The sequence below is a fragment of the Methanolobus zinderi genome, assembly GCF_013388255.1.
Classification (GTDB): domain Archaea; phylum Halobacteriota; class Methanosarcinia; order Methanosarcinales; family Methanosarcinaceae; genus Methanolobus; species Methanolobus zinderi.
Genome location: NZ_CP058215.1, coordinates 2181593 through 2200792, shown reverse-complemented (window position 1 = coordinate 2200792; position 19200 = coordinate 2181593). Strand labels below are relative to the sequence as shown.

The following is a 19200-nucleotide window of genomic DNA, read 5'->3' as shown; positions in this document are numbered from 1 at the left end:
GTGTAAAAAAGGGCTTAAGTTGGTCTAAAGCTGTTTTAAGGTATTTTTAGGGCTTCCTTAAAAGTAATGTGTTGGTCAAAATGCGTGGTATTTAATTAAGGAATCAAAAATGGCTGAAATTATCAGGAAACAAATACTTGTTTTCTTCTTGTAGATTTTGTACAAAATCCATCAAGAAGATGTTATTTCATTAAGTATTTGTTTGATTTGAGGTTCGATTGCAGGTATTTCTTTTGTAGCGTTTTTTCATACCGATACTGCCTCGTTCAGTATGTTCTCTCCAATATTTGGTTTCAAGGCACTTTTAAGCACCAGATCCACTTTTACTCCTAAGGTGTCAGAAAGGTAATTTTCAAGTTCGACGAATTCAAGGAGGCCAGGAGCTTCACTGAACTCTACCAAAATGTCAAGATCACTTGAATCTGTTTGTTCTCTCCTTCCATAAGAGCCGAATATGGCAAGAGAGCTGACCTTGAATCTGTCTTCCAACTCGGGTAGCAGGTTATGGAGTTGTTGAATGTATCTCTCAGTCGCGTTATGTTTGAGTGATGAGTTCATATGTATTTGATATCTGGTGTTTTATTATATTGATTGATATCGAGGACTAGAACGTAATATTCCAGATTTGATGATGTCGCTTATACTCATGTCAGGGGCATTGATATCCTTGGTGGCTTCATCGTTTCAATCCCTCTAAGGTCTGATTTTAACGTTACCGACCGGGAAGGACAGGAAGTTTTTAAGCCGATTTCAATCCCTCTAAGGTCTGATTTTAACGATATCCCGGGTAGAAGTCAAACTCAACTCCGGAAACATTTCAATCCCTCTAAGGTCTGATTTTAACCAATTTTTGATAGCCTCGTTTACATCCTTTTTACTGATTTCAATCCCTCTAAGGTCTGATTTTAACCTCCAATAATAAGCCCCTATTGTATCCCCCACATCCATTTCAATCCCTCTAAGGTCTGATTTTAACCCTTATCTTGCCTGAGCTTGCCGATTTAATAGCGGCCATTTCAATCCCTCTAAGGTCTGATTTTAACCTTTGATCTATTGCCATATCTATAAGGGCTAATCCATTTCAATCCCTCTAAGGTCTGATTTTAACTACTATACAAAACTATAACATTCTATACTAGTTTGCATTTCAATCCCTCTAAGGTCTGATTTTAACCCTCTGCCTCTGGGTGGTTGTATTGGTGTTTTTCCATTTCAATCCCTCTAAGGTCTGATTTTAACCGTTAGACCCTCAGCCTTAAGAAGTCGGATATATTATTTCAATCCCTCTAAGGTCTGATTTTAACCCTCGCTTGTTACCTCCAATACTATAAACTTTCTTAATTTCAATCCCTCTAAGGTCTGATTTTAACTTCTTTAAACCTCAAAAATCAAACATGTTGATTATTATTTCAATCCCTCTAAGGTCTGATTTTAACACCTTTTAAAAAGTAAGGGCCTACCCCACAGTAAAAATTTCAATCCCTCTAAGGTCTGATTTTAACGCTACAAAATGGTACTATTTGCTACCCGGCGGGCGAGATTTCAATCCCTCTAAGGTCTGATTTTAACTTAGCCTGGGGGTTGATTCCTTGATCTATTTTTGATTTATTTCAATCCCTCTAAGGTCTGATTTTAACTTTTTTTTTCTATTTTTTCTATTTTCGATATACTAATTTCAATCCCTCTAAGGTCTGATTTTAACCGTGTTCTTTTAGCCCTCTGTTGATTTCCTGAAAGATTTCAATCCCTCTAAGGTCTGATTTTAACCGGGCGGCGGTGGGGATAAACTCAATATTAAAAGCGCATTTCAATCCCTCTAAGGTCTGATTTTAACTATAATATTCAATTCGACTTTGACGCCTTCGTTAAAATTTCAATCCCTCTAAGGTCTGATTTTAACGAGGATGATTAAAATGGATATTACAATAACATACAAATTTCAATCCCTCTAAGGTCTGATTTTAACAGTTTTACCCCGACGCCATAAGATACCCATTCAGGGATTTCAATCCCTCTAAGGTCTGATTTTAACCCTCCCCAGGGATGCAGTTATAGACGGCGTATATCTTATTTCAATCCCTCTAAGGTCTGATTTTAACCCAGGCCCTCGGCCCTGGCCCGGTTAATAAAATCTGATTTCAATCCCTCTAAGGTCTGATTTTAACTTTTCAAAACTTAATCTGACTCCGTGGTCTAAAAATATTTCAATCCCTCTAAGGTCTGATTTTAACATTTGCTTTAAGGGTCCCAACTACTCCCCCAACTCCATTTCAATCCCTCTAAGGTCTGATTTTAACGTGATTGGTGCACGGGCTGTCTGTTACAGGAGAGGCAGAATTTCAATCCCTCTAAGGTCTGATTTTAACTTTCCTGAACGGAATGTCAAACGAATTGGCAACAATATTTCAATCCCTCTAAGGTCTGATTTTAACCCATTATGTGATTGAAGCTGATAACGCCGTACTCGAATTTCAATCCCTCTAAGGTCTGATTTTAACATTGAACCCATTGAAATCGAAGAGGCGAAAGAACTTATTTCAATCCCTCTAAGGTCTGATTTTAACGTTTGCCCGAGAGATATCTGATTTTTGTGATGATCTATTTCAATCCCTCTAAGGTCTGATTTTAACTGCCCACACGGCTTAATGTATGGAATAGTAAAAAGTATTTCAATCCCTCTAAGGTCTGATTTTAACGGCTTATGTTGCCTTAAGTTGACTTAAGCTAACTTAATTTCAATCCCTCTAAGGTCTGATTTTAACTTTGTGTATGCTTCTGGCTCTGGATCTGGAAGGTATCATTTCAATCCCTCTAAGGTCTGATTTTAACGGCTTATGTTGCCTTAAGTTGACTTAAGCTAACTTAATTTCAATCCCTCTAAGGTCTGATTTTAACCATAAGCCCTTTCTATGTCTCCAAAAGTGCTATGTGATTTCAATCCCTCTAAGGTCTGATTTTAACGGGCATCAGACATTTTTACAGACAAATACGAAGAGAATTTCAATCCCTCTAAGGTCTGATTTTAACGATTTCTCCTCGGACATTTATTCCACCTTCACCCAATATTTCAATCCCTCTAAGGTCTGATTTTAACCCATATAATTAGACAAATTGAAGACACATATGAAAGATTTCAATCCCTCTAAGGTCTGATTTTAACGAGTAATTGACATGGCAACTTATGAAGAATACATGTATTTCAATCCCTCTAAGGTCTGATTTTAACGAACTACTCCATTGACATACCACTCCCACGTATCAAATTTCAATCCCTCTAAGGTCTGATTTTAACTAAAATATTTGAGATGCAAAAGGCAGAAGCACTCGAATTTCAATCCCTCTAAGGTCTGATTTTAACATGTGCATAGCTCTATGTGACCACCTCATCAATGACATTTCAATCCCTCTAAGGTCTGATTTTAACATTATGTGGTAATAACAGTGATGAATTTGAAGATGAATTTCAATCCCTCTAAGGTCTGATTTTAACCTTCTTAGTACGAAACACCGCTCCGCAGATATTTGGCATTTCAATCCCTCTAAGGTCTGATTTTAACACTAACCGCCGAACCATCACAGAGAAGCCAACCCACATTTCAATCCCTCTAAGGTCTGATTTTAACCCGTCAGAGGACGACCCTACGCGGATTATTCCACTGTATTTCAATCCCTCTAAGGTCTGATTTTAACCCGAACTATTCGACGCCGTGAAACTGGAAAAATCAAATTTCAATCCCTCTAAGGTCTGATTTTAACCAACTTTCCTTGATTGGTGCTCAGGCTCGGGTAGTCATTTCAATCCCTCTAAGGTCTGATTTTAACATACAAACATAGAATATAGTGAGTCACCAATGATGCATTTCAATCCCTCTAAGGTCTGATTTTAACATGACGATTCAATTATATGTTTATCTCTGAGACAAATTTCAATCCCTCTAAGGTCTGATTTTAACGAATCACCAAAATAGATAGAGGCGACATGCTACTAAATTTCAATCCCTCTAAGGTCTGATTTTAACTAGATCACAGATAGAAGAATCTACAATAAACAGCGATATTTCAATCCCTCTAAGGTCTGATTTTAACAAACATCTAGAATATTTTTGATATACTCAATTGTTCATTTCAATCCCTCTAAGGTCTGATTTTAACCAAGTAAACTATCAATATCCATAACGTAATATGAATATTTCAATCCCTCTAAGGTCTGATTTTAACTATTGCTCATAGTTATACATCTCCTATATTAAATATATATTTCAATCCCTCTAAGGTCTGATTTTAACTGGTAACGGAACAATGATGAGCGGAGTCGCTAAAATATTTCAATCCCTCTAAGGTCTGATTTTAACTATCTTAAATTGATCATAAATGACATTTTCCGATTCATTTCAATCCCTCTAAGGTCTGATTTTAACAATACCGCTTGGTCCATCTACTTCAAATGTTGCTTCATTTCAATCCCTCTAAGGTCTGATTTTAACTTTAACACCTTTTTAACATGGTGTTTTCGATAACAGGATTTCAATCCCTCTAAGGTCTGATTTTAACCTGATCAACCAAAACATCAAACTCTGACCAAGAATTATTTCAATCCCTCTAAGGTCTGATTTTAACTCGTTTACATCGCCGTTAAAAAAGTCTATTTTTCTAATTTCAATCCCTCTAAGGTCTGATTTTAACAGAGCAGACCACCCCCTCAAAAGTGGCCGAAAAAATATTTCAATCCCTCTAAGGTCTGATTTTAACAATATTAAATCTTTAAAATTCATGATTTCCTCTCCTATTTCAATCCCTCTAAGGTCTGATTTTAACATTATACACCCTCACAACTGGGTCAGACGGTGCCGCATTTCAATCCCTCTAAGGTCTGATTTTAACGTTGTATAATAACAGAGGGTGTAACGGACTGTATTAATTTCAATCCCTCTAAGGTCTGATTTTAACAAAAAATCAAGAGGAATAAAAATGACAGAAATAATATTTCAATCCCTCTAAGGTCTGATTTTAACCCGATCCCGATGACCGCGGTGACATGTTCTTGCTTGATTTCAATCCCTCTAAGGTCTGATTTTAACTCGAGTATTGATAATTCTTATGCAACCGGAAGCTCAAATTTCAATCCCTCTAAGGTCTGATTTTAACCTTCAACTGACACCTACGAGGGCAGCGACTTAAAGATTTCAATCCCTCTAAGGTCTGATTTTAACGTTCGGCATTGGCGTAAATGCTGAAGCAGGAAACACATTTCAATCCCTCTAAGGTCTGATTTTAACCAAAAAGCAAGTGAAAAATTAAAAGAACAAGACATAGAATTTCAATCCCTCTAAGGTCTGATTTTAACCGGAAAGTTAATAGAATCCCTTTTTTATGGTGTTTTATTTCAATCCCTCTAAGGTCTGATTTTAACACATTTACCACCATCAACTATACCTAAATTAATAATATTTCAATCCCTCTAAGGTCTGATTTTAACTTTGCCACTGATCTTTACAAGTTTAATCTGTTTTTCATTTCAATCCCTCTAAGGTCTGATTTTAACCGATTTTAATAGATTTTTGAATATCCTTTATATCATATTTCAATCCCTCTAAGGTCTGATTTTAACACGGCCCATGCCTAAGCCAAATAGAAGCAAGAAATCATTTCAATCCCTCTAAGGTCTGATTTTAACATTGCTTTCTGCAAGCGTGCGCATTTCTTCTACAGAATTTCAATCCCTCTAAGGTCTGATTTTAACGACTATGAACTGCACATAGTGAGGTAAAATATAGTTATTTCAATCCCTCTAAGGTCTGATTTTAACACTGTCCTTGATCTGCTCCCCGTTGATGATAACAGAATTTCAATCCCTCTAAGGTCTGATTTTAACGATCTTGGTGTGAAGTATACGTTGAAGGAAGATTTGATTTCAATCCCTCTAAGGTCTGATTTTAACCCACCTCAGACGCTATCCGGGTGATACAAAAACAGAATTTCAATCCCTCTAAGGTCTGATTTTAACAAGTCTATTCAGCTAACTCATTGGCACCTAATCCAAATTTCAATCCCTCTAAGGTCTGATTTTAACCCTGCATAAACTGCGAGTACACCCTTTTCTATTAAACATTTCAATCCCTCTAAGGTCTGATTTTAACGTGTTTGTAGTTTCAGCCTGTTTTAGGCCAGTGTAATATTTCAATCCCTCTAAGGTCTGATTTTAACCTGCCTCTCTCGTAGAATGCTTTTGTCCTTTTCTCCATTTCAATCCCTCTAAGGTCTGATTTTAACGAGTAATTGACATGGCAACTTATGAAGAATACATGTATTTCAATCCCTCTAAGGTCTGATTTTAACAATCAAGAATACCGCCGATGTCGAATACCAATGTACATTTCAATCCCTCTAAGGTCTGATTTTAACCATTTATGTCCATTGAGTTGATAAATAAAATATCTATTTCAATCCCTCTAAGGTCTGATTTTAACGGATGATTACAAAAGAGACTCCAGTTGAACTAGAGAATTTCAATCCCTCTAAGGTCTGATTTTAACCCTTCTGCAGAAACTCGGTATTTTCAGATACCTGACATTTCAATCCCTCTAAGGTCTGATTTTAACTCAGCACTTGCATTTTGAGTCGAAGCTTCTGCCTTATTTCAATCCCTCTAAGGTCTGATTTTAACTGTTATCGTCCGTTACTTACGTTAACTTAAGACCAGATTTCAATCCCTCTAAGGTCTGATTTTAACTAATTATCAGGATTGTGATAGAAAGGATTGACATGTATTTCAATCCCTCTAAGGTCTGATTTTAACAACATGAGCATTTTTGTCCAGTATGCCACCACTACATTTCAATCCCTCTAAGGTCTGATTTTAACCGTAGGAAACGGAAACCTTATTTCTGCACTTTCAAAGCTATTTCAATCCCTCTAAGGTCTGATTTTAACGTATCATTGTAGTTTACTCCTAAAACCTTATGATTAATTTCAATCCCTCTAAGGTCTGATTTTAACTGAACTTGCAGCAGGAACACAGACTATAATTAAGAAATTTCAATCCCTCTAAGGTCTGATTTTAACTCCTTCCTGCTTTCCTATAAGATATTGAATAGATTCATTTCAATCCCTCTAAGGTCTGATTTTAACATGTAAACGACTTTTTGAAACACCTTGCCGGAGCATATTTCAATCCCTCTAAGGTCTGATTTTAACATGTAAACGACTTTTTGAAACACCTTGCCGGAGCATATTTCAATCCCTCTAAGGTCTGATTTTAACCCTGTATCAATGCTGCCAACTGCCCTATAACAGATTTATTTCAATCCCTCTAAGGTCTGATTTTAACTACCATCAGTGGTAACTTTATACTCTTTATCTCCTAATTTCAATCCCTCTAAGGTCTGATTTTAACATTGAAACCTGTCTACAGTAAGTCTTTTGACGACGAATTTCAATCCCTCTAAGGTCTGATTTTAACAAGAAAAGCGTCAAAGTACATAGCTAAAGTGTATTAATTTCAATCCCTCTAAGGTCTGATTTTAACTGAAACTCTATCTCAAGAGCTTCTGTGACCATTCCAATTTCAATCCCTCTAAGGTCTGATTTTAACATGTACGCACTTGATAAGGTATGCTCCTATATATTTATTTCAATCCCTCTAAGGTCTGATTTTAACCCGGCAGCGGCACAAACAAGGCTGTCTACAAACTCACATTTCAATCCCTCTAAGGTCTGATTTTAACTAAGCCAATTTTGGCCCATTTTAAGGTATTTTTGCTTTTGATTATTGAAATGGCAAAAAGTGTCGGGAATTGTCCTGGTATTGTTTTATTGATGGAAAATAAGAATTTATACTATTTTAATTCAACTCTCTGGCTATAAAATGGAATTCTGGATTTCGGGGAACGTTAATTTGGTTGGAGGTATATAAAGATCCACGAAAAATCAGATAATTGAATCAATTTCAGCTTTTCTGGTACCCAATTCTTCAATGCCAAGATACTTTTTGTCCCTTACGTGATAAATAAATATGCAGTCCAGATCATCGTCTATCAGTTCCTTCAGTCTGGAACGCACTTTCATATACTCTGCTTTAGTAAGTTCGCCTTCAAAAACGCTGTTTTGCACCCAGTTAAGATATTGCTTCAGGAAAATACGGATTTTGTTTAACCTTTCTATTCCCGCATCATAGACAATAATCACGTACATTTTACCACCACATTACAAGAGGCTTATATTCTTCATCGCCAAGAACGTGCTTTGATAATTTGTAAAGCTCCAGCCGGATGAGACGCTTATATGATACATTGCGCTTCAAACCTTTGTGTTTGATAGTCGTACCTAACTTATCGTTATACCCCTGCAAGAATATCTTCTTGCCTTTCTCACTCAGCAACATATCTCCGATCTCACCCCTGAAGCAGTTATCATCCAGCATATTCTTGTTTACGAGTTTCAATATGACCCTGTCAATGATAATCGGTTTGAATATTTCACTGACATCAAGAGCAAGTGAAAAACGACGTTCAAAAGGTTCGTGAAGATAGGAGATGGTAGGATTTAGCTGGGTATTATAGATCTCTGAAAGCACTGTAGTATACATCAATGAATTGCCGAAACTGATGAGTGTATTCATTTTATTTCCCGGTGGGCGGCGTGTACGTGTAACTATCCGATATTCCTCCGGAAATATCTCATCAAGGGCACTGTAGTAGATATTGCGTATCCGCCCTTCCACGTTCATCATCTGTGGTATTGAAGAGGATGATTCCGGAAGGCAGAGTATCTCCGCTTCGATTGAATCTATGTATGCGTCCATGCTTTCCTGAATATCGTCTCTGTTTCTCGAATAATATCTCAGGTTCTTGAGAATATTACTGCAAGCCCCTTCAATGAATTTTCTGCCGAGTGACTTGCGCTTCTCTTCATCAAGATAATGAGATGCCTGCTGTATCACAAGATCACCGCTGATCAATGTCTCCCGTGGGTACATGCTGCCTTCATAGAAACCGTAGTAGTTGAAGAAGTGTATCGGGATCCCGTTCTTTGAAAGGTATGACACGACACCTGATGAGAATGATAGTTTTCCGTATGCGTAAACAGAATAAATCTTGTTTACAGGTAAAGCGCGTTTACCTTCTTTGTTTTCAAAATAGACTGTGTTTTGCTTTCGCTTTAAGATCCCGTCCTGAAGGATATAGTAGTCTGTTCTCATCGTGTTTCCCTCTTCTCAACATAGTAATATGAAATAATGTCAATCCTCATTCCCTTCTCCGCAAAAGCAGAACTCGAAATAAGCACACTTAGGACATATACGCATGCGTTTAGGATGCGGCATTCTGCCAGTAACGATCTCTTCAATGCCCCTTATGTCCTCCTCAATACTCTTTTCCCCATCTGGTGTCAGTTCCACTTCTCTTATCTGGTTCAGCAGGGGATAGTTCATGACACCTTTTCCTTCAACACCTCTTTTTTTGAGATAATAAAGATAATACAGCATCTGACGCAGGTGAGCATCCTCCATCTTTTTTGTCTTCTTGATCTCGTGCAGCTCCATGACACCATTACGTTGCTTCACAAAGTCGATGCTGATGGTGTTGTCGATGGTGATGTCCTTTTTTTTCTTGCTGTAACGCTCTTCATGCAACAGTTTGCCGATATTGACGTTCTCGTGCTCATGCTCAAGTGCGATGTTGTGGGAGAAGAGCCATAGTTTGGTGTGGCAGATATGGTAGTAGTTGATTTTGACACCGGTTATTTTCATGTGGGACGATATAGAAGGAATTTCCGATCTTGATTCTAGTTTTTGGTTTTTATTTGAATCCGGCACGTTATCACAAACTAACTATCTATTGATCATTTAAAGTTTCAAAAAAAATTATTTAGATAATTACTCCGCATGATTGATTATCCATTAATTCTTTAATTTCAAGTACATTTAATCCATCCTCAAAAGAATAGAATTTTGAAAATTTGTGGGTTGATATAATGAGATCGAACTTATCGTCTACTTCAATAAATCCTTCTTTTTCCAGATAATCACGTAAATTCGTATTATAATTTTTAATATTATTTATGGATATAATAAATTGATTGAGTAGGCTTGTAATTTTCCGTATAATATAGATATTTTCAAACTTATTAGTAGTTGTAATTATGTCTTTCCAGACCATGTATATATTTTTTGTGATTAGCATTCCATCAGAAATGATTCTTCGGTTTGCTGTAAATTTTAGAATATCTGGATCAGATAGTAAAGATTTTATTTTGCCAATATCATACTTGGACAAGCCGTCAAGTAAAATAGAATCACAAATAAATATATCAATTTTTTCAAGTTTAGTATCAATGATATCGATTTCATTGCTTAAAGACTGGTAATGAAGTTCAGCAATCTTTCTATTCACTGAAGAAAAACTATCATTGGCTATTTTTTTGACCTCGTCTGAAAGAGTGGAATAATAATTGTTGAACTGCTTAAATGCTATTATTTCTTCTTCATTTATTGATGACTTGTCTAGCAAAATAGTATATCGTTTTTGATTGCCGTATATTCTTTTTGAATCTGCAATACGATTTTCTTTGTACTTAATAATGAAAAGCTTGGATTTTTTAGATTTATCACCACTACATTCTCTGTTAATTCTACCTGATACCTGTTCTATACTATCCAAAATAGAATAATCTCTTATTCCAAAATCACAATCTATATCCACACCAGCTTCAATTGATTGTGTGGAAACAATTATGATTCTCTCATCATTATCTTTATCTTTTATTTCTTCGATCATCTTTTTGCGTCGAAGATTGGAAGTGGTACTGTTCAAAAGATAAAACGAGAAGTCATCAAAATATTCATCAAACTTAAGTTCTTCATATACTTTTGCTGAAGTTGCAACCAGATTTAGAGTAATGAGAATTTTTACGGACCCTGTTACGTAATTATTTTCAATTTCGTTAATTAGTATATCTTTGATACCATCAATATCATTCACATCTTTTCTAAAGATTACTTTATTTCTTTTAAAAACCGGATGATTATAATATTTCTGTGCATTATCTATCAGTTGTGCAGCATTAGAATCATCTATAAAGTAATTGATATCAGGAAGAGTTGCACTCATAATAATATAATAAATATTCAACGATTTGCTTGTTTCTTTTATAAAATTGTAAAAAGTACGTATATTCCTATCACTTAATGTCTGAATTTCATCGATTATTACAACACTGTTACACAAACTGGCAATTTTGTAACGATTGTTGCCATGCGTTTTAATGAAACAATTGAAAAAATTGACGTTGGTGACTACATTTACGCAATTATTTAAGAAATTATCATCCTGAATTATTTTAATTTTCTTAAAATAGGATACTTTAGTGTCTTCATTCTCGTTGAACTTATCGATATAAGACCGTGAATAAATATCAGAAACTGTACCTAATCTGTCTGGAAAGAGTGATTCGTGAAACAAAGAACTTTCTATAACACTATAATTTTGCTCAATTATATTGATAAACGGAAATACATAAAAAATTCGTTTAATAGTATCATCATTTTCAAGTATCTTTAAAGCTAGATTCATCGAAATGTTTGTTTTCCCGCCACCTGTTGGCACTGTCAGCATGAATATTTTATGATCTTGCTGCAACAAATGCTCCATATTGGTGCTACATTCAGCAAGTATTTCCTTTCTTATTTCATTTATGTCATAACAAGATTCAAGGTTGACAGAGGACATGGCATCTATATTTCTATTATATGGAATCATCGAATATGATTTCGCCATTTTTTCATGAATCTCACGATCTATTACGTTCAATTCATACATAGAATCCAGTGATTTAGAATAATGCAAGGTAGAATAGGAATCGCTAAGTACAAGTAGAGAATAAGATAGTTTCACAAAAAGAAACATTTTTTGCCAATCATATTCTTTCCAGAAAAAATCATCTTTTGATTGTTCAGAAATTGGAATTTCTTTAATTCCTACTTCATGAATTATTTCCTCTATGATTTTTCTCTCATCTAAGCTCTCATCACAATTTGTAGAAAAATCACTGAGTCTTGTATGATGCTTTGAAACAATAGTGGCAGCTAAATAAATTGGCCCCTCAAAATCCGGATATTTATCCAAAAGATATGAACTCAATATTCTGTCTGAAAAAAAACTATGTTTGCTGTTAGCTGACTTTTTCTTATTATGTACTTTGATCTGTTGAAAATTAGGGTTTAGTTTTCCAATATCATGATAATAGACCATATAAAGCAAAATCTGCTTTACTGATACTCTATTTTTTTCGCCGAATAATTCATCTATAAAATTGTCAAAAATTGGTTCAAGCCCTAATTTATCAACTATATACAGAAAATATTCTCCACATAACCGGGAATGGTCTTCTAATAATTCAAGATTATTGTCTTTTTTATGTGCAGAAAAATAAGTATTTGATGGAAAAAGGCTTTTGTCAATTGTATCAAAAAGTACTTTGAAAGTATCAGAACACATAATATACACTTCCTTCTGATACAATACAATTATCTGGATTTTTTAATTCGACCTTTGTTTCACTTTGCGGAATTGCCATTAAACAATAGACATACTTGAACATTTCATCAAAATCTATGGGGAGTAATTCCATTTTTAAATAACGAGTTGTTTCTTTTGATAATTCATCAAAAGGAAATATGCTAGAGCAAACAACCCTTTTTTCAGAGTTTATTTCATAATCGTTTAATGAAATATACTCTATATTAGCAAAGAATTCATTTTTACCTAAATATATTGGAAATACACTTTTATTTTGAATTATATGTTCAATGATCTGGGCATGAAGCGGATCATTTTCATTTAATATTAATCCTATTTCATAATCTGGATCTTGAATTATTTGCTCATTAATCATCACATTAGGAGAACCCGAATCAACTCTATTATTTAGAAAGCTATTGAGACTATTATATGTAACTACAAATTTTTTATTAGCTGAGCTATTAGGTTTGATGAACACTTTTAAGTCAGATAATCTTGAATAGAATTCAGGATAAGTGCTAGAATTTTTATATCCATTAAGACCTATAAGTGAACCAATAATTCCTAATAATTGTGGCTTTGGAATAATAGAATACGTATTTCTAAAGCGATTGCTAATTGGTTGATTGAAATGAGCAAACGTCCCATGCAGTCTAAAGGTAAGTAGTTTATTTGAATTCTCAGGACCTTTCGCATTTGTTGATGAAAAAGATTCAAGTGTTGTATTCAATAGAATCACCTGAATTTGTTGAAGAATTATCAATCTGAAAGACCGATATTCTCAACTTTATTGCTGTATTGCTCAAGTGAGTCTTTATTAATTCCATCAGCAATTATCCCATAGACTTTTGAATAATCCACAATAACATTTCCATCTGATTCATACACACTGACTTGTGAATTCAGGTTATTGAAAATGTGGTTATTCTTATTTTCAAACCAGATCATGCTTACTGTTTCACAGCCAAACATAGTTGTGGAATTTACACCGCCCACCGAATACTTCAGAGCATTTTTTAACTTTTCAATATCGGCATCAGATATATCAATTCCTTGTTTTTGAGCAGAGTTCATGTTTAGACAAATATCATACACATAGTAAACATCATCTGCCCTGGATTCTGAACCTATGGTCGTCTGTTGGCTCTCTTTGCTATTTTCATTTGGGTTTCTATACGGGGATAGTATGTCAGATGAATAGATACTCGAATTTTCAAAGCAATTTATACCATAATTTATTTGGCAGGGACCTGTGATAGAAATGTTTTTATCAACTGCAAAAACAACACCAAAAAGACGAACATCAATAAATGACTTCAAATCCTCCATTACTTCGATTTCACTTTTTGGAATCGATTTCTTTCCACACTTTTCCAGATAATTTTCTTTTAATGTAAGGTATCTTAGGACAGCTCCGTCTTTTGTTTCATGTTCTTTCTTTGTCCTTTGAACAAAAACAGTTTCATCACTAGAAAGATATTCTCTTATACAATATTTTAATGTTTTATCCGTGGCAAATATTCTTCCATTTGGTAATCTTCTTGGCAAACCATCAAAACCTGCATTAAAACTTGCATTTTTTGCGTTTATAACTACTAGCCCATTATAATTCATTCAGATTCCTCCTGTTGTAATTCACTTTCATCTCCTTCCTTTTTTGAATAAAATAGATAGTTTTTATCAAAGTAACCTGTATATAATGGAATCTTGTTGTCATCGTATGATTTGCTAAATTTAAATGCAAGTACACCGCTCATCATGTTGTGGAATTTACGGTTCCCATCAAGATACTCATTATGTGAATATTTTTCAAGAACTGTTATCAATTTCTTTTTTAATATTTCCATATTATGTACATTCATAGTATATTTGGTAAAAAGATCTAATGTGTTTTGTCCTTTTGAAACTTGAAGCAAATAATAGAATATCTGTCCCATGCAGTAACTTGCTTCAAAGTCGTTTTCTATTTCAAATAAATCATTTCCATCCATTTTTTCTTTCAATGACATATATTCTGTAATAGTATCTTCTCCTTTTTGTTCCATAGACAAATATTTGTAATAAATAGTAAGGAAAAAACGAATTTTGTTAGGTCTAATCTTTAATTCATCACGTAATGCAGGATTTTTTATCATTTCAGAGAGAAGTTCTGTAAATAGTTTGGTATAAATCCTGTCTTCAAACAATGAATTGTTTTGGAAATAAACATAGTTGCAAATGGGAGAATTATATTCTATTAGCTTTAATTTTAAAAATGGAGGAAGATTTTTCATCAATTTTGAAGGATCAGTTTCAAAAAGAGAACCAACAAGATTATTATTAAACAGTAGATTTAGCTCTCTTAAAAAAATAGACTTATCTCTTTGATTTTGAATATGTGTGATTTCGCTGTCCTTACCCTTTGAAGGTAGGTTTTTTAATGTTGAATATATGGGCAAATCCACAACATTGATAAAATCCTCATTTTGAAGTTCATAATCGAAATTGCTGACATATACAAATTTGACATTCTCTAACTTAGGGTCTGTAAGTATCATCACATAGTCAAATTCCTGAAAACGGTTTGATTTATACAGCTTATTTAGCATTTTCAATATTCCAAGCGGTTTGGATGAATAATTCTTATACTCACTGCTTGTAACATTTATAGAAGTAGGGAACACATATTTATAAAATTTGTATGCTTTGAGGTATTCAAAAAAATTGTGTAGTTGTTTTGCACATTTACCACAAATATTAAAATTTTCTGGATTTTTTGATTTAAGATTTGTTTTATATCTGGTAGGATGTCTTAGCAAATACTTTCTACTTTTTTGAAGATCAAATAAATTTCCTTGAGCTAACATATAAAGTTGTTCGTGTGAGCCACAACAATCACATTCACTTACAAAGGTTTTATATTTCAAAAGTTTATTCAAAGTATAAGCTGATACAGCATCAATGTATGAATTGACATCTTCTTTGTTACTCAAAAAAATGATATAATCATTCTGTCCTAAACCATAATGATTATCAGGATTTATATTGTTGAAATTACGAAAGACATTGTATACATTGTCACAGAGATATAAAAAGGGAGTGTATAAATCAATTTCAGAAGCTGCTTTTTTAAAATTGTCAATTTTTTCAGCTGGGATTTCTATGATGATATTATCATTTGAATATTTTCTAGCCTTGTTATTCTCATCTTTATCAATAAAAGCATCCGTTATTTTATAATGAGTTAAGGAATGACTCAATAATGCATTGTTACCACCAATGTTATTGCTTGAGTTGCGGGTTGGACGAATAAAGTTTTCGGATTTAAAATACTTCGAACCATAAGCTTCAAGCCAAGGTCTTCGATCAAATTCATCTTCCAGATTAGCAGGGTCAATTAGAAACGGCTCATCGGATATCTCTGGAGGAATAATCAATGCTTTTGTTTTTCCGATCCTTTGATCTGATGTTTGGCTATTCAGCAAAGTATCATATTCATCTTCTGAAAACAAATTTACAATAAAATTATACATTTTTTCTCCCCGAACAAGATGAAATTAATTTGATAATTAAAGAATGATAAATAGTACTAAATAAACTTTTATTAAGTCCAGTGAAACGATTCACTCCACAACCCCCAGACACCCGAATCCCATTGCATTTTTCTCGCCCAGTCCGGCATCATAGGCGAACTTCACAAGTTCTGGACTTGCCTCTAGTTTCATAGTCAACAGACTGCATCTTCTGAAGCTGTTACCTATGGACACGCGTTTTGGTTTGAAGTTCTTCACATCCAGTATCTCGAAAAAATCCTGTTCTACCTTTTTTCCGTGGTACTGCTCATATCTGGAAGTGAGATTTGTGTGGAGATTCTCGTAGAACTTGGCGTCCTTTGGATAAAGGTCGAACTCAGCAAGCTTTCCATCTTTTTTCCTCATGGTCTTCACATATAAGGGGGATAGAGTTGTGAACTTACAGGTATCCGAAAAATCTTTTTGTGGCAGAACCTCCGCACTTTCAATTATGAAATTTGCTTTTTTGCCTTTTCCGAGGTAAAACTCAGGTTCCATGAGCAGTCCTTCTGTGAAACTGCGAATAAATTCGGAATCAGGTGATGATATGAAAAAATGGGCTCTGGTGAAATTCAGACCCTGTTTAGCCTTGATCCGGTCTTCGATCACAAGATTTGAAAATGTATAGAATTTGAATCCCTGGTGACTGTGAAGCTCATTTGCAAGACTGATATTGGCATTGGCAAGGCGTTTGTATAACATTGACGCAATGCCGTACTGGTAATCATAATGGATAGGATTTGACGATGTCTTTCGAATAGTTATTTTGCATCGCATACTCTATATGACAAAGCAATATTATTTATATGTTACGAAAAAAGCCTATTATATGTCCTGCTTTTTTTTTACCTTTCTTACTGCGTGAATATCCGGACTAATTTGTTTTCAATATCCTTCATTTTATCTTTATCCACTACTCCCGTTTTTGTGAGGATCATATCCTCTGCCAGGGTCATGATCATATTGGCTTTGACAAAACTTGCCCTTGGCAGCGAACCCTCTGCAAAGTCCTCCTTTGTCAGGGATACCGCATATTCATCTTTGCGTGCCTGCTGACTCGTGATCTGGGAAACAATTACGTTCGTGCCTCTTGGATGTGCAACCACCAGTACGGGACGTGTTTTGCTTGCCGTCATATCCGTGTAAGGAAAAGGAAGGACAACAACATCTCCTTTTTTGTACCTTGGAGGCATTGTTCTCAATCCTTCTTTTTGCGCTGGTATTCTGCTGCATGCTCAAGCAGGTTTTCCCAGGCTTTATCCTCTTCAGGGCTGTCCCACTCCTCTTCAAATGCCGTTTCTGACATCAGGGCGCACTCCATTTTTTCCAGTACATAGGAGAGCGGACGGATCTCCATATGGTCGGTGTATGCCACCACCACTGCCTGTGTTCCTTCGGGAAATGTTGTTTTGCGAAGCTCCTTTGGAATCACTATCTGGCCTTTACCTGATACGGTCACTTCCCTGAAGCCGACTATAGTATCCATAATTTCATTCCTCAACATGTAAGATGTGTTCTTACGTAAGATTCCATCTTACACCAGTTTGATCGCCGGGAATATATTGATTTTGATTGCAAAAACAAATCTGCGTTTAGGAGTATAACGAGAATTTGCAAAAATATTTTGTAATACCAGCTTACGTCAAAAATAGTAAGAAGCCCCGGGCGTGATTTGAACACGCGACCTAGTGATTACAAGTCACTCGCTCTGCCGGGCTGAGCCACCGAGGCATCTGTGAATAAGTATTCCGCATCTATTTATGCGATGCACTCCCTTACATATCATTATCGCAGATAAATTTTATGGTAATACTTCCGGAGATAATCCATGTGGCGTGAAATATCCAGGATCGGTAAAAAACTTGTGGACACAGGTCTTGTGGAATCACACTTCGGTAACATCAGTGTGAGGATAGGGAACCGCATGCTTATCACGCGAAGCGGATGCGCACTTGATGAGATCACAGAGGACGGTGTCGTGGAGGTCGTGCTCGATGGGACCTGTGCCCTTGATATGATCGCATCCTCCGAGGCAATTGTGCATCGTGCAATCTACAGGAACACACCTGCACTTGCCATCGTACATGCCCACTGTCCCTTTGCGGTGACCCTGTCCCTGCTTGCAGAGAATGATATGATCGAACCCGCCGACAGTGAAGGGCAGTATTTCCTGGGGGAGATCCCTGTTGTCATGGGTGGTATCGGCTCTGATGAACTTGCAGACAACCTCTCTTCTGCACTTGCTTCCCACAGGGCTGCAGTAGTCTACAGTCACGGGACGTTTGCAATCGGGCGCGTACTGGATGAGGCATATGTTATGACCACCCAGGTGGAGCACTCCTGCAAGATCAGATACTGGTATGATCTGGCACGTAAATGACGTATCCTGTTTTTTAGACCTCTGAAAGACTTCGCCATTATTCGGTTCTTATATAAAATCTTATATATTATGCTCTGTTTCCTGTTATCACCCGGAAAACATTAAATCAAAAAAGAGTTCTTTTAGTACAATATTCATGACTTCCAATGCTCTAAGACCCCTTGCCCTCAAATATCTGGAACCAATGGCAAAAATCACTGCAAATGCCGGTGTAACACCCAATGCCATTTCCATGCTTTCTCTTATTTTTGCAGTAGTATCTGGTGTATTGTTCTATTATTCCGATGCAAATCCCATCATTGTGATGGCTGCAGGTTTGATGGTAGCACTGAACTCACTGCTTGATGCAATGGACGGGATCATGGCACGCTACCTTTCAGTTGCAAGTGCCAAGGGTGACTTTCTGGATCACGTGATAGACCGCTATGCAGATGTCTTTATCATATGCGGTATCTTCTTTGGTGGCTATGTGGACTGGATGATAGGCGTTGTGGCGATCGTGGGCGTCCAGATAACAAGTTATCTCGGAACACAGGCTCAGGCACTCAATCTCGGACGCTACTATGGCGGGATAATCGGCAGGGCTGATCGTCTTATATTTATAATGCTGGCTTCCCTGATTTACGTGATATCACCTGTACAAGTTTACGGACTGTCATCGCTTGGCTGGGTTATAGTTATCATCGCAGTGGGAAGCCATATAACAGCTTTCCAGAGGATAGCCCATATATGGAAGCAACTCAGTCTGTAAACA

Annotated in this window: 13 protein-coding genes, 1 tRNA gene and 1 CRISPR repeat array; of the genes, 2 read left to right on the top strand and 12 right to left on the bottom strand. The window is 35.9% G+C overall.

Features of this window, described 5'->3' with window-relative positions; all coding sequences use genetic code 11:
* Positions 1–246: 246 nt before the first annotated feature.
* The 12 genes from HWN40_RS10815 to HWN40_RS10760 form a co-directional block, all read right to left on the bottom strand.
* Entirely contained in the window at positions 247–558 is a 312-nt protein-coding gene (locus tag HWN40_RS10815) for a nucleotidyltransferase family protein (protein ID WP_176965740.1), read from the bottom strand.
* A 123-nt stretch (positions 559–681) separates the two neighbouring features.
* Positions 682–7724: direct repeats of the CRISPR family, unit length 30 nt; unit sequence ATTTCAATCCCTCTAAGGTCTGATTTTAAC.
* Between the two features lie 202 nt (positions 7725–7926).
* Positions 7927–8190 (bottom strand): CRISPR-associated endonuclease Cas2, encoded by a 264-nt coding sequence (gene cas2 / locus HWN40_RS10810; protein WP_176965739.1) that lies wholly within the window; start codon positions 8188–8190, stop codon positions 7927–7929.
* Position 8191: 1 nt separating this feature from the next.
* The gene (gene cas1b / locus HWN40_RS10805) at positions 8192–9196 is read right to left on the bottom strand and encodes a type I-B CRISPR-associated endonuclease Cas1b (protein WP_176965738.1); all 1005 of its coding nucleotides are present in this window, start codon (positions 9194–9196) and stop codon (positions 8192–8194) included.
* Positions 9197–9235: 39 nt separating this feature from the next.
* Positions 9236–9745, bottom strand: a complete 510-nt coding sequence (gene cas4, locus HWN40_RS10800) for a CRISPR-associated protein Cas4 (protein WP_176965737.1) — start codon at positions 9743–9745, stop codon at positions 9236–9238.
* 118 nt (positions 9746–9863) lie between these two features.
* Positions 9864–12491: a CRISPR-associated helicase Cas3' gene (gene cas3, locus HWN40_RS10795; RefSeq protein WP_176965736.1), complete on the bottom strand. Its 2628-nt coding sequence runs from the start codon at positions 12489–12491 to the stop codon at positions 9864–9866.
* Positions 12481–13245: a CRISPR-associated protein Cas5 gene (gene cas5 / locus HWN40_RS10790; protein ID WP_176965735.1), complete on the bottom strand. Its 765-nt coding sequence runs from the start codon at positions 13243–13245 to the stop codon at positions 12481–12483. Before cas5 ends, cas3 begins: the two co-directional genes overlap by 11 nt.
* Positions 13246–13274: 29 nt before the next feature.
* On the bottom strand, positions 13275–14129 hold the full coding sequence (locus HWN40_RS10785) for a type I CRISPR-associated protein Cas7 (protein ID WP_176965734.1): 855 nt from the start codon (positions 14127–14129) through the stop codon (positions 13275–13277).
* Positions 14126–16027: a hypothetical protein gene (locus HWN40_RS10780; RefSeq protein ID WP_176965733.1), complete on the bottom strand. Its 1902-nt coding sequence runs from the start codon at positions 16025–16027 to the stop codon at positions 14126–14128. Before HWN40_RS10780 ends, HWN40_RS10785 begins: the two co-directional genes overlap by 4 nt.
* A 90-nt stretch (positions 16028–16117) precedes the next feature.
* A complete protein-coding gene (gene cas6 / locus HWN40_RS10775) occupies positions 16118–16843 on the bottom strand; it encodes a CRISPR-associated endoribonuclease Cas6 (protein WP_176965732.1) in 726 nt (241 codons plus the stop codon).
* Positions 16844–16920: 77 nt separating this feature from the next.
* Positions 16921–17259 carry a type II toxin-antitoxin system PemK/MazF family toxin gene (locus HWN40_RS10770; protein WP_176965731.1) on the bottom strand — a complete coding sequence of 113 codons (339 nt, stop codon included), beginning with the start codon at positions 17257–17259 and terminating at the stop codon, positions 16921–16923.
* A gap of 5 nt (positions 17260–17264) precedes the next feature.
* Entirely contained in the window at positions 17265–17552 is a 288-nt protein-coding gene (locus HWN40_RS10765) for an AbrB/MazE/SpoVT family DNA-binding domain-containing protein (RefSeq protein WP_176965730.1), read from the bottom strand.
* Positions 17553–17723: 171 nt separating this feature from the next.
* Positions 17724–17797: transfer RNA gene (locus HWN40_RS10760), tRNA-Thr, on the bottom strand.
* A 97-nt stretch (positions 17798–17894) separates the two neighbouring features.
* Here HWN40_RS10760 and HWN40_RS10755 point away from each other — a divergent pair.
* A complete protein-coding gene (locus HWN40_RS10755; protein ID WP_176965729.1) occupies positions 17895–18446 on the top strand; it encodes an aldolase in 552 nt (183 codons plus the stop codon).
* Positions 18447–18582: 136 nt separating this feature from the next.
* Complete coding sequence (locus HWN40_RS10750; protein WP_176965728.1) at positions 18583–19197, top strand: CDP-alcohol phosphatidyltransferase family protein; 615 nt, start codon at positions 18583–18585, stop codon at positions 19195–19197.
* Positions 19198–19200: the final 3 nt, after the last annotated feature.

Bases quoted from the DNA above. Each gene is read 5' to 3' on its own strand.
- HWN40_RS10815 (WP_176965740.1), bottom strand. From the start codon at position 558: ATGAACTCATCACTCAAACATAACGCGACTGAGAGATACATTCAACAA.
- cas2 (WP_176965739.1), bottom strand. From the start codon at position 8,190: ATGTACGTGATTATTGTCTATGATGCGGGAATAGAAAGGTTAAACAAA.
- cas1b (WP_176965738.1), bottom strand. From the start codon at position 9,196: ATGAGAACAGACTACTATATCCTTCAGGACGGGATCTTAAAGCGAAAG.
- cas4 (WP_176965737.1), bottom strand. From the start codon at position 9,745: ATGAAAATAACCGGTGTCAAAATCAACTACTACCATATCTGCCACACC.
- cas3 (WP_176965736.1), bottom strand. From the start codon at position 12,491: ATGTGTTCTGATACTTTCAAAGTACTTTTTGATACAATTGACAAAAGC.
- HWN40_RS10785 (WP_176965734.1), bottom strand. From the start codon at position 14,129: ATGAATTATAATGGGCTAGTAGTTATAAACGCAAAAAATGCAAGTTTT.
- HWN40_RS10780 (WP_176965733.1), bottom strand. From the start codon at position 16,027: ATGTATAATTTTATTGTAAATTTGTTTTCAGAAGATGAATATGATACT.
- cas6 (WP_176965732.1), bottom strand. From the start codon at position 16,843: ATGCGATGCAAAATAACTATTCGAAAGACATCGTCAAATCCTATCCAT.
- HWN40_RS10770 (WP_176965731.1), bottom strand. From the start codon at position 17,259: ATGCCTCCAAGGTACAAAAAAGGAGATGTTGTTGTCCTTCCTTTTCCT.
- HWN40_RS10765 (WP_176965730.1), bottom strand. From the start codon at position 17,552: ATGGATACTATAGTCGGCTTCAGGGAAGTGACCGTATCAGGTAAAGGC.
- HWN40_RS10755 (WP_176965729.1), top strand. From the start codon at position 17,895: ATGTGGCGTGAAATATCCAGGATCGGTAAAAAACTTGTGGACACAGGT.
- HWN40_RS10750 (WP_176965728.1), top strand. From the start codon at position 18,583: ATGACTTCCAATGCTCTAAGACCCCTTGCCCTCAAATATCTGGAACCA.